Genomic DNA, 13,692 nt, shown 5'->3' on the forward strand with positions numbered 1-13,692 from the left:
TAATCTTGCTTCCGTAAAACTTTTTGAACATTGATCATCTGTATCCCAAAGTCCCCTCTCTTCCTTATGACAATTCACAACTTAAAGGAACAGAAATTTCCAGAAGCAACCAACGGAATTCAACAAAAACTTTTTTACTTACCCTTTTTAGAAACATTCTGACGTCCAAAATCAGGAGCATCAATTTCTTGCCCAGCTTCAATAATACTACGGCGCACAGCACGGGTACGTGTAAAAAAATTAAACAACGTCTCACCATCTCCCAACTGAATTGCCCGTTCCAAAGAAGCAAGTCCTTCACTAAAACGGCTTAACATTTCTAAAATAGCATCTTTATTATGCAAACAAATATCGCGCCACATAACAGGATCAGAAGAAGCCAAACGGGTAAAATCACGAAAACCTGAAGCAGAATAAGCAATTACTTCAGAATTCGTCACTTTTTCTAAATCACTCGCTGTTCCAACAGTATTATATGCAATCAAATGCGGCAAATGTGAAACAATGGCCAAAACAAGATCATGATGTTTAGCATCCATTTTTTCAACCCGTGCGCCACAAGCTTCCCAAAACGCTGTCAATTGCGCTACAGCCACAACATCACTTTCAGCAAAAGGTGTTAAAATACACCAGCGATTCATAAACAAATCAGCAAAACCAGCATCTGGTCCTGAATACTCTGTTCCCGCAATCGGATGACCAGGAATAAAATGCACTGATTTTGGTAATAAAGGTGCCATTTCTGCAATGACCAACGCTTTCGTAGACCCAACATCACTCACAATTGCTCCAGGCTTTAAATGATCATGAATATTTTTTGCTACCTCGGCACTTGCTCCAACAGGAACAGAAACAATCACGAGATCTGCTCCTTCAACAGCTTTTGCATTATCCGTTGTATAAAAATCTCCAAGTTCCAATTCACGCGCTCTTTTCAATGTTTCTTGACGACGTGTTGCAATAGAAATATGAGCAGCAAGATTTTTCTTTTTAATCACTCTTGCTAAAGAAGAGCCAATAAGGCCAATCCCAATGAGTGCTATTTTTTCAAATTGAATTTGGAGCATTTTCCACCTTTAAGAACTCTTTGAAAACAGCAACAAAACCAAAGTTTATCTCTACTGTTTATTCAAGATTTATGTATCAAACATTTAAAAAACCACAAGCGACAAGAAAACAAATAATAAAGTCATGCATCCTTCAATAATCCCTTGCGCAAACGACCAACAGATCATTTTTCCCTTAGAAAATGTGCAAAAAAGAGAGACAGAGCACGTAACATTAAGCCCTAAAACTTGTCAATTTATCGCTTACAAACAAGAATGATGAATAGCAAACTCCTTTTCATTTTACTTTTCAAAGAGCGCCATTTTATTAAAAAAATAAATAAATTTTATAAGAGAACAATTATTTTATAAAACTTCAAAAGTTTTCAAATAAACTACCATAAAGACGAACTGCTTATCTTAAGCAACCATTTGACGCCGCGCAGTAATTGTAAGTCCTAGCAAAACTTGACGAACGATCGCTTCGCTCAAAAGCGGATTTTTACGACTCTCTAAAACAGCACTTTGAATTCTTTCCATTGCATAAGAAATATGTTCTAACTTCCAATATCTTAAAGCTTGCTCAACTGTTTTTTTTCGTTGAAAAAAAATTGGTGGTCGTGCTTGTGAAGTTACTACAGAAGGAGATTTCCCTTCAACCTCAACTTGATAACGTAACAGTTGCAATTGTTGAAAATGTCTTTGTGCCGTACTCAAAATAGAAAACACTGTACCCTGTAGTGTTGCATGTCGACTAAAATGAGCCTCAAAATTTGTTATATCGCCCAATAAAAGAGCATCAATCACTTCATCGATAGAGAGAGCGCTCACATTGCTTACAACAGCTTTCACATCTTCAAGAGTAATATGAGTATCCGAAACGTAAAGACAAAGCTTCTCTAATTCACTTCGTGATACAAGACGATCCCCTCCCAAACTTTCATGCAACCACTTACGTGCATCCAAAGAAAGAGTCTTCTTAAAATGACTCAAAACCTCATCAATTAGTCCATCAAGAGACCGAGCATCATCTGCAAAACAGGGCAAAGCCATTGCTTTTGTTGCCGTTTCAACGACATTGCGCAATCCTGTTCCTTTTTTCAAATCCCCTGCTTCAATGAGAATAAAACTTTTCTCTGGTGGTTCGTCAATTAAAAACTTTAAAGCTGTAAGAAAACCTTTTTGGTTAGCACCATTAGAGATCCATATCAAACGATCTCCCCCAAAAAGAGATAAAGTTCGTGCTTCATTTTCCAAGCGAGGAGGATCTTTATCAATTTCAGCTGCATCCAAACGAATCGTTGAAAATGGATCTTCTACAGCCACCTTTGTAAGCTTAGCAAAACGTTGCGCACGTTCACAAACAAGACCACGATCCGGCCCGTAAATGAGAACAATAGGAAAAGAACGTGAAAAACGCGTTAGAAAATGATCAACTTCATGCGCTTTTTTCTGAGCCAAAATATTAATCCATTAAAAGTTCATCATCATCAAGAGCTTCCCCACGAACTTTCTGAAACATGCCTATTAAATCATTTACATTCAAACCATTACGTTCTTCTTGACACACATCCAAAATTATTTTTCCACCATGCAACATCAATGTGCGATCTCCATAATCAAGAGCTTGACGCATAGAATGTGTCACCATAATAGTGGTTAATTTTTTCTCTTCAACGATTTTTTCGGTCAACCGCATGACAAAATCAGCCATTCCTGGATCTAATGCTGAAGTATGTTCATCGAGCAATAAAACATCGGCATGAGCCAAAGTCGCCATCACAAGACAAACAGCCTGCCGTTGCCCACCTGACAAACTGTCCATAGGATTATGAATACACGCCTCAAGACCTATACCTAATTGGGCAATTTCATCACGAAAAAATTGTCGTTTTTTGTGATTTAAAGCTGAACGCAGACCACGACGACTACCACGGAGAGCTGCAAGAGCCAAATTTTCTTCAATTGTTAAAGAACCGCAACTTCCCACCAACGAATCTTGAAAAACGCAAGCAACCCTTCCAGCGCGCTCACTGACTGATTGCCTAGAAACATTTTGCCCATTGATAATCACTTTTCCTTCTGTAGGAAGAATAGCACCCGCTAACACACTAAGCAGAGTTGATTTACCAGCACCATTTGAACCAATAATTGTGACAAAACTCCCCCGATCAATCTTGAGGTTAATATCAATTAATGCTTGTTTTTCCAAAGGCGTTTGCGGTTTAAATGTGACTCCGACATGAGAAAACTCAATCATGTTTACGCCTCCCCCAATAGCGTGGTATAATGAGAGCTGAAGCAACTAACAGTGCAGTGATCAACTGAAGATCCGTTGACGTATCAATACCAATCCCGTTTGCCTCAAAAGCGAATTGTACTGCAACACGATAAAGAACAGAGCCGACAATACAGCTGACAATAATCCACAAAATATTGCGTGTACGAAAAAGAGTTTCACCAATAATGACCGCGGCTAAACCAAAGACAATTGTCCCAGTTCCACCGGTAATATCGGTAGCAATAGCGGTTTGAATATAGAGAGAACCACCAAGCGCAACGCACGCATTTGAAAGGCCCATACCAAAATAAATTAATGCCGATCTATGAATCCCTTGCGCGGTAGCCATCCGTGGATTAGAGCCCATTGCTCTCATAGCAAGACCTATTTCACTTTCCAAAAAGCGCCAAATCAAAAACGCCACAATAAGCAATACAAAACCAACAAAAAGAGGTCGCACAAAAATAGCAGGTAAACCAAATAGATCATAAAAAGGTGTTAAGGCAGTATCAGCAAGCGCTAAATTAACACTAGATCCTCCTAAAATCCCCATAATACGCAGATTAATCGTATAAAGCGCCGACATCGTTAAAATGGAAGCCAAAAGATTTAAAATGCCAAAATGCAAGTTCAGCAAAGCTGTCAATAAACCGGCTGCCATACCTGCAAAAAAAGCGCATACCATAGCCGTCCATGCATTGAAACCTAAAAGAATCAAAACACCACAAACACATGACCCAAGGAGAAATGAACCATCTACAGTTAAATCAGGAAAATCCAAGACACGAAACGAAAGATAAACGCCAAGTGCAACGAATGCATAAATAAGACCTAATTCTACAGCACCAGAAAATGCAAATATACTCATCCAAAAACCCACCTCATGAAAACTTAAACGGACTTTTATCGTGTCACTATCATGTCAATGGAAAGCTACTGAATAACCTTTGTTGCGCGTTCAGTAACTGCCTGTGGAATGATAATACCGGCTTTTTTAGCTGCTTTCATATCAATTCGGATATCATTATTAGCTGCCTGCATAACATCAATATCGCCCGGTTTTTCACCCTCCAAAATACGCACGACCATTTTCCCAGCTTCCATGCCCACATTATAGAAATTTACACCTTGCGTCATAAAAGGACCGCGCCCAATAGAGTTAGCATCGACAGTAAATAAAGGAGTATTGGTTTCCTGTGTAACTTTTGATGCTCCCTCTAAAACGGAAAGAACCGTATTATCAGCGGGAATAAAAATGATATCCACCTTACCAATTAAAGCACGTGTTGCTACCTGAACATCAGAAGATTTAGACGCAGATGAAGTTATAACTTCAACGCCCGCTTTATCTGCTACATCCTTCAACATCTTAAGTGTTGAAACAGAATTCGCTTCAGAAGCGTTATAAAGAAAACCAAGTTTTTTCAAATCTGGTTTTACTTCCTTTAAAAGCTTAAGACTTTCTGCAACATTTATATAATCAGAAGTTCCCGTCACGTTGCCACCGGGTTTAGTGAGTGAAGACACTATTTTTGCCCCGACAGGGTCAGAAATCGCAGCAAAAACAACAGGGATTGTTCTTGTTGCCGCAAGGACTGTTTGTGCTGAAGGCGTACTGATAGCGACAATTACATCAGGTTTATCACCAACAAATTTGCGTGCAACTTGGGTTGCTGTAGAAATATTGCCCTGTGCCGATAAAAAAGTGAGTTCGAAGTTTTCACCTTGCTTATAGCCATTTTCTGCAAGGACATCTATAACCCCTTTGCGCACTGCATCTGCAGCGGGATGCGCCATAAATTGCGTAATTGCAACTTTAACATGTTGAATATGATTCCCTGCTTTTGCAAAACCATTCATGATAAAAACAGCTGCAATCACAATCCCTAATAGGTTTATTTTTTTCGACATTCTACTCCGCCCCTTTTTCACAACAATTAAAGAGGTAATAACCTATTGAAGAGCTCTTTCAAAATCAATCTTTATTTTTATTTCTGGAACATTCATAAAATAAATCAAACTGAAATGTTATTTTTTTGTTGCAATTCGCAAAAGGCTACGCCATACAAGCAGCATCTGAAGCAAAATATGTTTCGAATCGGTGAGCGGGTGTAGCTCAGGGGTAGAGCACAACCTTGCCAAGGTTGGGGTCGTGGGTTCGAATCCCATCGCCCGCTCCATAAATCGCAAATAATATACTTTGATTATTGTAGCTTGCTGTATGTAGCTTGCCACCAAGTTTTGCATAATTTGCCACTAGGTTTTGCAGCAATTCATTTTTTTCAAAAGCGTTTTTAGGCGCTTCTCAGAGAAGCTTTAAGAGGTGTTTAGAGCCGCTTTCCTGAGTCTTATTTTCTTTGGATCAGAATCACAATTTGAGATGATTCATTTCTTCCAACAATCCCATTATTTGACACCTAAAATCTCTAAAATATGCATGCAGAGATCAGTAAATTTTGTATCATTTGCATGATATTTTGCAAAAATGACTTCATTTTCAAAGGATTTTCATTTTTTCAAAGGGCTCTCAAAGGGTCTTCAAAGACCTTTAAAAGGTCATTTAGTGCCTCTTTTGGAAATTGAATAATCGTTTTTTCCTATCCCAAGCATATTACTAAAAAGAGAAAAAGCATTTAAGCAATTGGGTAAACATTACCCTTTTTCTCATCCTCACGCAATTGGTGCAACTTGCACTAATTTCTCCAAATGCCTATCATCATCGAGCAAAGGGGAAAGTTGACCCTTTGATTTTCCATCCCCTTCACACACAATTTCATCGTGATCTGAAGAGATACCATTAATTGTTTGAGAAAGTGGAACAACTTGACACAATTTCTCATCAGAAGATCAAAGTGCAATATTTGCATTTTAATTTGCATGCACAAATAGCAACTTGTCCATTTGATTTTCTAGCGCACTGCACTCTACGAAGTTGACTTGTCCCATGACTTTTTTCCTTACTCTTTATCTGTAGATATTAAAATGTTTTGCCTCAATTTATTTTTTTAAAGGGTCTTCAAAGGCGGTTTGCTGAACTTTCACAGACTTTTTAAAAATTTTTAAAGACCTTTCAAAATCTTTTCCCTTTTTTAACGCAGAATTCTGGTTTTTTCTCTTTTTTCTATTTTCAGGTATCAAATTTCAGGTATCAAAATTTTATTTGACAAAACACGCATTTAATAGTAAAAAATATGCATAAAAACAACAGGGTATCACGTATCCTCTCTCATCTCATCTTTTGCTAATAAGTATAAAATTGCCAAACAACAACCCGTTATCAAGTTTTATATAACTGCAAAACAAAGCAGAATGCCTCAACAAGCCATAGAATAAAAAATTTTTCACCTCAAAGGCTTTATCCATTTTTCCATAACTCATAAAAATGATGAAGTGGCCCTCGCCCTTTTCCTACTTGTAAAGCGCTTGAAGTAGATAAGGCTCCATTTATATAGTTTTTCGCTTGTTTAACAGCACAAAGCAAAGGCTGCGTTGGCAATAAAGCGGCAATAGCAGCCGAAAGAGTGCACCCTGTACCGTGATCATGAGTGGTTATGACACGAGGAGCTTCAAGCATGAAAAGATCTTTGGAATCACAATAAAGATCTGGGCTGGAATTATCGTGATTTTCCGTACTCTTTCTAGCAAGAGTGCTCAAATGTCCACCCTTCAATAATACTGCATGACAACCTAATGTCAAAAGCTGCGGACCATATTGATACAGAGCGTTTAACGACCATTGCACTTCACTTCCCAACAACAAAGCTGCTTCAGGCAAATTTGGCGTAATCAAAGTTGATATTGGCACCAAAACATCGCGCATAATTTCAATCGTATCAGGTTTTAAAAGAACATCGCCACTTTTTGCCACCATAACAGGATCAAAAACAATAAAAGCGGGTTTGTAATAAGCTAAACGCTCTGCGATAATCTGCGCAATCTGAGCATTTGCCACCATACCAATTTTAACGGCATCGACATGAATATCCTCAAAAACAGAATCAATTTGGTCAGCAACAAAAGAAGCGTCCAGCGCCTGAAAAGCATGTACACCTTGCGTGTTTTGTGCCACAACAGCTGTAACCACACTCATGCCATAGGTTTTCATCGCTGAAAACACCTTTAAATCTGCTTGCATGCCAGCCCCACCAGAAGGATCAGTACCCGCAATAGATAAAATTCGTGGAATAAAAAGAATATTTCGGCTATCCTGCTGTTTCATCAGCCCGTTTCCTTATATTTTTTAATATCAGAAAAGAAATTATCGAAAAAATAGAGTTTTGAAAAACATAAAGAGAGATGTTTTCTCATATAAAGTACGTTATATACACAGTCTCTTTACAGATATAAAATGGACAATATAGTGCTTATTCTTCGTTCTCTTCTTTTCACATTTGCTTTTTATACAACAACTTTTGTACAAATGATTCTTTATGCTCCTGTTTATTTTTTAATGCCACGCAAAAAAGCATGGATTGTTCCTAAAACATGGGCGCGTGTTACACTTTTTTTACAAAAATATATTGCCGGCACCAACTATGAAATTGAAGGATTAGAAAATCTCCCCAAAGGCCCCTATATCATTGCTCCCAAACATCAATCCGCATGGGAAACCTTTGGTCTTGTACCCTTTCTTGATGACCCTACTCTCATCCTAAAACGTGAACTGATGTGGATTCCATTTTTTGGCTGGTATATGGCAAAAACACAAATTATCCCCATTAACCGAACCACCCCCATTAAAGCCTTAAAAACCATTATACAAAAAGCAAAAGAAAAGGCAAAACAAGGGCGCCAAATTTTGATTTTTCCAGAAGGGACACGTCGACAGCCAGGTCAAGAACCAGATTATAAATCGGGAATTGTTGCTCTCTACAATGAATTGGAACTTCAAGTCGTTCCCATTGCACACAATGCTGGTTTATATTGGCCTCGAGGCAATTTTCGCCGCTATCCTGGAACAATCCGCGTTCGCATTCTTCCTCCCATAGAAGCTGGTTTAAGCAAACGTGATTTTCTAGATCAACTTGTTCAAAAAACAGAAAGAGCTTGCGATGAATTGCTTTTATTAGCAGCACAAGATTCTAACCCTCCACCTATGCCACCCTCTGCTGTAAAAAAACTTCAAGAATTGAAAGGGTATTAACCATCTATCACCTCTATTATGGATTCAAAAGTTTTGTGTGCTACATTAAAACAGTTCTAAATCACTGATAGGTAGAAATTGGACTTAAATTTAATGCGGCAGTTTTTTTATAATTTACTTTTAGCTTTCATTTTTAGTTGTATGAGTCCCTTTGCTCTCGCTCAACCTTTTATCTCTGTTGACGTGACAACTGGACAAATTTTACAACATAATCAAGCTTTTGAGCGTTGGTATCCTGCCTCTTTAACAAAATTAATGACAGCTTATGTCATTTTTCACGCCATGAGAGCAGGGGAAATTTCACCAAAGAAACACATCACCATTAGTGAATATGCAGCAAAAGCTCCCGCTCACCGTTCGGGCTATAAAGCTGGTTCCGTTCTCACCCTTGATACCGCCTTAACGATTACTCTGGTTAAATCGACCAATGACTTGGCTATAGCCATGAGCGAAGCGGTTGCTGGTTCGCAAGAAGCTTTTGTAAAAAAAATGAATGCTGAAGCTCGGCGTCTTGGCATGTTTGGAACGCATTTTGCTAATGCAAGTGGATTACCAGACCTATACAATTATTCTACAGCACGTGATATTGCTCTTTTAGCAGTTCAGATTCGTCGAGAATTTCCTCAATATGCCCATTATTTTTCTATTCCAGCCATTGATTTTGGTAACAACCGCAAAATTCAACAAAATTCAAACAATCTCATCGGTCGTTTTGATGGAATAGATGGCATGAAAACAGGCTTTATTTGTGCTTCTGGTTTCAATCTTGTTGCCTCAGCAACCCGCAATAAACGCACAATCGTTGCTGTTATTTTAGGATCTAATAACGTGAGTGAAAGAGAAGAAAAAGCCGCACAACTGCTTGAGACAGGTTTTTCACTCAAGGGATCATTCCAATCAACATTGGCAACACTGAAACCTTATGGCACAAAAAGAACACAAGCACGTGATATGAGCCAACAAACATGCACACCTGAAGCCGTAAAAATGCACGCAAACTCCTATGATGATCAAGGAAATATTATCCTCATTTCGCCTTTTATCACACCTTCACCTTCTTCGAGTTTTCCTTTACCAGTACGTCTTATTAGTACACCACAGACCTCTAACAGCAAAGCAAAACCACTTAAAAAATTTCATATCCCGTATAAAAATCAAGAAAACCGCCTTATAACAAAGACAGCAAACCACAGCCGATGATTATGAAAACAACGCGCATTCCTCTCACTCTCATTACCGGATTTTTAGGCTCTGGCAAAACAACTTTGCTCAATCGTATGCTACGCGATCCTCTTTTAGCTGAATGTGCTGTTATCATCAATGAATTCGGCGAAGTGGGGATTGATCATCTTCTGGTTGAAAAAGCGACCGAAGGAATCATCGAACTTACAAATGGTTGCTTATGTTGTAATTTGCGGAGTGATCTTATCGATACATTAATTGATTTGCTTGATCGCATCCATAGAGGGCATCTTAAACCACTCAACCGTATCATCATTGAAACAACAGGACTAGCTGACCCCGCCCCTATTTTACAAGCTCTTTTAAGCCAACCACTCTTAAGTCAGACATTATCAATTGATTCTGTTCTTACAACATTTGATGCATTAAGCAGGCCTTCCATATTTGAGTGTTATTCTGAAATACAAAAACAATTAGCCCTTGCTGATAAAATTATCCTTACCAAAACAGACCTTATAGACCAAAAAACGCTTCCAAATACGCTCATCGAAACACTCAAAACGATAAATCCTACAGCGCAAATCATAGATGTGCATTCCGACCACTGCTGTTCAAATCTATTAATGAGTAAGACATTATGGGATGAAAAACAAGAAAACTCAGAACTTAAACAATGGCTTACTCTTTCACCACAAGAGCATACGCATCAGAGAACTATTCATGCTTTTTCACTAGACTACGATGAGCCAATTGATTACAAAACTATTGAAATTTTTTTAGATCTCCTAAGAGAACGTTATGGTACCAAATTATTACGTCTCAAAGCAATTATTGCCTTGCGTGATGACCCCCATCGCCCCCTTGTGTTACACGGTGTACAAACATTTTTCCATCCGCCCATAAGACTTTCAGCTTGGCCACAAGGTATCATACAAACCCGTTTTGTCATCATTGCAGACGGAATTGAAAAAGAAGCGATACAAAAACTCTTCGATGCTTTTCTAAATAAGCCAGCAATAGATACTGCAGACAAAACTGCTCTCCTAGACAATCCCTTAGTCATTCCAGGGATGAAATTTTAATTTTTCCTTTAATCTTCAATAAATGAAAATTTTTAACGGATAGAAAGAGCGGATTTTTGAACACACTTCACCACATCTCATCACAAGCACTCACACACCATTCGTTAATCACAAAACATTCCAAAACGAGCAAAGAAATCTACGATTATTTAAGACTACTTTCTCAGTATTAAAGAAGCGGAAAGTTTATCAGTGTTACGATTAAAAACATAACGTTTTTCATAAACCTCAACTGTCGGGGGAGTACGATTCTCCTCAAAGAAATCATAACCTTCTTTAAGCATTACCCAAAATTGATAATGGGGGTCAGAGCGATGGCGTTCCATATTAGCTTCGGTCATGCGAAAAGGCAAAGCTTGCAACTGAAATTCTCTCTGTCCCCCTCTAAAAGCATCCCGTGCAAAAGCATAAATTTGCGCCATATTTTTATCACTCATAGAGTAACAACCTGCGGAAAAACAAGAACCATGAACCATAAGATAGCTTCCTGTACGACCATGTGCTTGATCATAAAGGTTTGGAAAGCCTATATTAAAGGAAAGGTAATATTTTGAGTAAGGGTTCATTTGATTTGCCGTAATGGTATAAAAACCTTCCGGTGTCTGAAGATCGCCTTCTTTATATTTAGGTCCAAGCTGCCCCGACCATTTGCAAATACCATAGCGAGCCACTAATACAAAAGGCCCAGAACGAGACTGCTTCCAAATTTCAGCAACATTTTCCTCTTTAAAAAACCGCATCATAATCGGTGCATAAGGATCGATATTGTATAAAGCCATTCTATTGTGGATTTCTTGTGGAAGTGGTTGCTCCACTTTAGCCCGAATAGATGCCGGCAATCTCCCTCCACATGCCGTCAATATTCCCATTGCAAATAAAACACACACTGTGAGGAATCTGTTGAATGTCATCGAATAAAACTCCACTTTATCCCCTCACAAAAATATTTATGCTAGAGACCTGCCAATTTGAAGATATTTTTCCCAACGCTCTCGTTTAAGAACTTCACCAGCTTTTCCCGCCATAGACTCTAAAGCAGAAGAAATTACATTCCCCGTTTCATCAATCACGGCCTCTTTACCGCGATGTGCACCTCCTAAAGGCTCGAGGATAATGTCATCAATAATCTTTAATCGGTATAAATCTTGAGCAGTAATACGCATATTCATCGCCGCATCTTTTGCACGAGCTGGATCGCGCCATAAAATAGAAGCTGCTCCTTCTGGAGAAATAACAGAATAAATCGCATGTTCCAACATATAAACTTTGTTGGCTGCTGCAATTGCTATCGCCCCTCCTGAACCACCTTCTCCAATAACCACCGAAACAACGGGCACTTTTAGGCGCAAAGTTGCAGCTGTTGATTGAGCAATAGCCTCTGCCTGACCGCGCTCTTCAGCACTCACACCAGGATAAGCTCCTGCTGTATCGACAAAAGTGAGTAATGGCAAACCAAACCGATCAGCCATTTCCATAATACGTACGGCTTTGCGATATCCTTCCGGACGCGCAGACCCAAAATTATAGCGCAAACGGGTTTGCGTATCATGACCTTTCTCTTGCCCTATATAGGCAACAGCTTCACCTTTAAAACGTGCAAATCCAGCTTGAATAGCCTCATCTTCAGCAAATTTGCGGTCTCCCGCCAAAGCTGTAACATCACTAAGCAAACGTGCAGCATAATCCATAAAATGGGGACGATCAGGATGACGCGCTACTTGCGTTTTTTGCCATGGTGATAACTTTTTATAGAGATCGCGCAATGCCGTTTGAGAACGTTTTTCAAGACGAGCGATCTCATCACTCATATCAAGACTACCCTCTTCTTGAGAAATTTGTTTTAACTCAAGAATTTTCCCATCAAGATCAGCAACCGGTTTTTCAAAATCAAGATAATTATACATTGTACTCAACTTATTTTGTGTCATTTATAGACTTATAAACTGTTTTATAAAGTATTTTTAAAAAACATCACCTTTTTCTTTACTCAGCCTTCTGCTCATCTGCAAGGGGATGATGTTCATTAACCAAACGATAAAGACCTTCTTCCAATACATGTGTATAAATTTGAGTGGTAGAAATATCAGAGTGACCTAACAAATGCTGAACAGCACGCAAATCCGCACCATTTTGCAAGAGATGGCTTGCAAAAGCATGGCGCAACACATGAGGAGAAAAGTGACGACTTTCTATTCCTGATCTGCTTGCAAGATTTTTCAACTCCCGTGCAACAACTTGTCGAGCAATATATCCTGTCTCTGAATGAGCAGGAAAAAGATAAGGACTTACTGCATCCTTTCCCTGATCACGCAAATCCAACCATTGCGAAAGAACTTGGCATGCCTTCTTTGATAAAAGGACCATTCGCTCTTTTTTGCCCTTACCATGAACCAAAATACTACGTTCCTCCCCTCGAACAGCCTGCACCGGAAGACTTACCAACTCACTAATACGTAGCCCCGTCGCATAAAGCATTTCAATGACCAACTGAAGGCGCAGGGCACGAAAATGATCTTTTGACCCATAATCTGCTTGTTCCACTTCCAATTGTGCTAAATCAAGCAATTTTGTCACTGCACCTTCACTGATAGTTTTTGGCAAAGAGCGCCCTTGACAAGGGGCATCAATATCATAAGAGGGATCCTCTGCTCTTAACCCTTCTGCATAAAGAAATTGGTAGAACTGACGTAAAGTCGATAAACGACGCGCTTGCGAAGACGCTGTAAAACCAAGAGTGTGCATAAGAGATAAAAGACCAATTAAATCTTCTTTTTTTGCTGAAAAAAGCGAAGCAGAACGTGAAGACAATGTTTCTTGTGCCCACTGCAAATCATGCTGATAAGCCGCAAGCGTATGAGTAGCAGCGCCTCGCTCAGCACTCATCATCTCAAGAAAACGATCTATCACAATACCACTTTTCATTGATTCGCTTTCGAAGAAAGGTTTGCTGAATCCAAA

The 13,692-nt window shown here is 39.1% G+C and carries 13 protein-coding genes and 1 tRNA gene; 4 read left to right on the forward strand and 10 right to left on the reverse strand.

The window, feature by feature from the left end; genetic code table 11:
- Positions 1-134 precede the first annotated feature (134 nt).
- The 5 genes from AC0QT4_RS00930 to AC0QT4_RS00950 all read right to left on the reverse strand — a co-directional run bounded on the left by AC0QT4_RS00930 (position 135) and on the right by AC0QT4_RS00950 (position 5,238).
- Entirely contained in the window at positions 135-1,067 is a 933-nt protein-coding gene (locus AC0QT4_RS00930) for a prephenate/arogenate dehydrogenase family protein (protein WP_473199837.1), read from the reverse strand.
- A gap of 399 nt (positions 1,068-1,466) precedes the next feature.
- Positions 1,467-2,507, reverse strand: coding sequence for a DNA polymerase III subunit delta (gene holA, locus AC0QT4_RS00935; RefSeq protein WP_473199838.1), 1,041 nt, complete (start codon positions 2,505-2,507; stop codon positions 1,467-1,469).
- 4 nt (positions 2,508-2,511) lie between these two features.
- The gene (locus AC0QT4_RS00940; protein WP_473199839.1) at positions 2,512-3,306 is read right to left on the reverse strand and encodes an ABC transporter ATP-binding protein; all 795 of its coding nucleotides are present in this window, start codon (positions 3,304-3,306) and stop codon (positions 2,512-2,514) included.
- Entirely contained in the window at positions 3,299-4,195 is an 897-nt protein-coding gene (locus tag AC0QT4_RS00945; RefSeq protein ID WP_473199840.1) for an ABC transporter permease, read from the reverse strand. The genes AC0QT4_RS00940 and AC0QT4_RS00945 overlap by 8 nt, the downstream gene beginning before the upstream one ends.
- Positions 4,196-4,260: 65 nt before the next feature.
- The gene (locus tag AC0QT4_RS00950; RefSeq protein WP_473199841.1) at positions 4,261-5,238 is read right to left on the reverse strand and encodes an ABC transporter substrate-binding protein; all 978 of its coding nucleotides are present in this window, start codon (positions 5,236-5,238) and stop codon (positions 4,261-4,263) included.
- A gap of 194 nt (positions 5,239-5,432) precedes the next feature.
- On the opposite strand from AC0QT4_RS00950, the gene AC0QT4_RS00955 reads away from it, so the two are divergent.
- A tRNA-Gly gene (locus AC0QT4_RS00955) sits at positions 5,433-5,507 on the forward strand.
- A 490-nt stretch (positions 5,508-5,997) separates the two neighbouring features.
- On the opposite strand, the gene AC0QT4_RS00960 is transcribed toward AC0QT4_RS00955, so the two are convergent.
- Together AC0QT4_RS00960 and thiD are read right to left on the reverse strand one after the other, a co-directional pair.
- Positions 5,998-6,159 carry a hypothetical protein gene (locus AC0QT4_RS00960; RefSeq protein WP_473199842.1) on the reverse strand — a complete coding sequence of 54 codons (162 nt, stop codon included), beginning with the start codon at positions 6,157-6,159 and terminating at the stop codon, positions 5,998-6,000.
- 523 nt (positions 6,160-6,682) lie between these two features.
- Positions 6,683-7,546 (reverse strand): bifunctional hydroxymethylpyrimidine kinase/phosphomethylpyrimidine kinase, encoded by an 864-nt coding sequence (thiD, locus tag AC0QT4_RS00965; RefSeq protein WP_473199843.1) that lies wholly within the window; start codon positions 7,544-7,546, stop codon positions 6,683-6,685.
- A gap of 129 nt (positions 7,547-7,675) precedes the next feature.
- Here thiD and AC0QT4_RS00970 point away from each other — a divergent pair, with 129 nt between their 5' ends.
- From AC0QT4_RS00970 to AC0QT4_RS00980, 3 genes are all read left to right on the forward strand, one after another.
- On the forward strand, positions 7,676-8,470 hold the full coding sequence (locus AC0QT4_RS00970; RefSeq protein WP_473199844.1) for a lysophospholipid acyltransferase family protein: 795 nt from the start codon (positions 7,676-7,678) through the stop codon (positions 8,468-8,470).
- A gap of 93 nt (positions 8,471-8,563) precedes the next feature.
- Positions 8,564-9,670 (forward strand): D-alanyl-D-alanine carboxypeptidase family protein, encoded by a 1,107-nt coding sequence (locus AC0QT4_RS00975; protein WP_473199845.1) that lies wholly within the window; start codon positions 8,564-8,566, stop codon positions 9,668-9,670.
- A gap of 2 nt (positions 9,671-9,672) precedes the next feature.
- Positions 9,673-10,734 (forward strand): CobW family GTP-binding protein, encoded by a 1,062-nt coding sequence (locus tag AC0QT4_RS00980; RefSeq protein ID WP_473199846.1) that lies wholly within the window; start codon positions 9,673-9,675, stop codon positions 10,732-10,734.
- 155 nt (positions 10,735-10,889) lie between these two features.
- Here AC0QT4_RS00980 and AC0QT4_RS00985 read toward each other — a convergent pair whose 3' ends face one another.
- The 3 genes from AC0QT4_RS00985 to AC0QT4_RS00995 all read right to left on the reverse strand — a co-directional run bounded on the left by AC0QT4_RS00985 (position 10,890) and on the right by AC0QT4_RS00995 (position 13,656).
- Complete coding sequence (locus AC0QT4_RS00985) at positions 10,890-11,645, reverse strand: L,D-transpeptidase family protein (RefSeq protein WP_473199847.1); 756 nt, start codon at positions 11,643-11,645, stop codon at positions 10,890-10,892.
- A gap of 36 nt (positions 11,646-11,681) precedes the next feature.
- Positions 11,682-12,638: an acetyl-CoA carboxylase carboxyltransferase subunit alpha gene (locus AC0QT4_RS00990; RefSeq protein WP_473200021.1), complete on the reverse strand. Its 957-nt coding sequence runs from the start codon at positions 12,636-12,638 to the stop codon at positions 11,682-11,684.
- 79 nt (positions 12,639-12,717) lie between these two features.
- Entirely contained in the window at positions 12,718-13,656 is a 939-nt protein-coding gene (locus AC0QT4_RS00995) for a site-specific tyrosine recombinase XerD (RefSeq protein ID WP_473199848.1), read from the reverse strand.
- Between the last annotated feature and the right edge of the window lie 36 nt (positions 13,657-13,692).

This window comes from Bartonella sp. EBT8 (genome assembly GCF_055796165.1).

Bases quoted from the DNA above. Each gene is read 5' to 3' on its own strand.
- AC0QT4_RS00975 (WP_473199845.1), top strand. From the start codon at position 8,564: ATGCGGCAGTTTTTTTATAATTTACTTTTAGCTTTCATTTTTAGTTGT.
- AC0QT4_RS00950 (WP_473199841.1), bottom strand. From the start codon at position 5,238: ATGTCGAAAAAAATAAACCTATTAGGGATTGTGATTGCAGCTGTTTTT.
- AC0QT4_RS00945 (WP_473199840.1), bottom strand. From the start codon at position 4,195: ATGAGTATATTTGCATTTTCTGGTGCTGTAGAATTAGGTCTTATTTAT.
- AC0QT4_RS00980 (WP_473199846.1), top strand. From the start codon at position 9,673: ATGAAAACAACGCGCATTCCTCTCACTCTCATTACCGGATTTTTAGGC.
- AC0QT4_RS00985 (WP_473199847.1), bottom strand. From the start codon at position 11,645: ATGACATTCAACAGATTCCTCACAGTGTGTGTTTTATTTGCAATGGGA.
- AC0QT4_RS00990 (WP_473200021.1), bottom strand. From the start codon at position 12,638: ATGTATAATTATCTTGATTTTGAAAAACCGGTTGCTGATCTTGATGGG.
- AC0QT4_RS00930 (WP_473199837.1), bottom strand. From the start codon at position 1,067: ATGCTCCAAATTCAATTTGAAAAAATAGCACTCATTGGGATTGGCCTT.
- AC0QT4_RS00970 (WP_473199844.1), top strand. From the start codon at position 7,676: ATGGACAATATAGTGCTTATTCTTCGTTCTCTTCTTTTCACATTTGCT.
- thiD (WP_473199843.1), bottom strand. From the start codon at position 7,546: ATGAAACAGCAGGATAGCCGAAATATTCTTTTTATTCCACGAATTTTA.
- AC0QT4_RS00995 (WP_473199848.1), bottom strand. From the start codon at position 13,656: ATGAAAAGTGGTATTGTGATAGATCGTTTTCTTGAGATGATGAGTGCT.
- AC0QT4_RS00940 (WP_473199839.1), bottom strand. From the start codon at position 3,306: ATGATTGAGTTTTCTCATGTCGGAGTCACATTTAAACCGCAAACGCCT.